1 protein-coding gene is annotated in these 556 nt (G+C 48.9%); it reads right to left on the reverse strand.

Annotated features, from left to right (window positions below; all coding sequences use genetic code 11):
* Positions 1-556: DNA polymerase (locus tag H1S01_RS20685; RefSeq protein ID WP_243237465.1), on the reverse strand; the 556-nt coding region annotated here is incomplete at both ends.

Raw genomic sequence — 556 nt, forward strand, 5'->3', positions numbered from 1 at the left:
GAGAACCGGCCAGTCACGGTAGCCACCTGATTAAATGAGCCATGAATCCGGCCATCCGATTTAATCCGTTCCGGTAACGCTTCGACATAGGTGCTGAGCAGTTTCGTGAGTTCACGGTATTTCAGCAGATGCTCAATCCCCGGATGCCTCTCTTTCAGAGCTTTTAGGGTTTTTACATCGGTGGAGCGGGCATTGACTTCAGGCAGTTTTAATTCATCGTACAGCTTTCGAGCCAACTGGATGGGTGAGTTGTAGTTGATATCGCCGAAGTGATCCGTAAGGGATTGTTCCAATTGGTGGATTTCACTTCGCAGTTCCTCCCCATACTGCTGGGCGTAGTCGCGATCGATAAGGAACCCGCACTGTTCCATATCGACACAGACTTCAATCAGCGGATTCTCCAGTTCCCGATACAGCTGGCCCAGCTTTTTTCGCAGGGTAAAATGATGTCGCTGCCACTCATATAACTTCCATGTCAAGTGTGTATCCTTCGCCGCATAGACCAGAGCGACATCCAATGACACTTCATCAAATCGGGTTTTTCCAAAGAGTTCAT

It is taken from the genome of Heliobacterium chlorum (assembly GCF_014502795.1).
Lineage (GTDB): Bacteria > Bacillota > Desulfitobacteriia > Heliobacteriales > Heliobacteriaceae > Heliobacterium > Heliobacterium chlorum.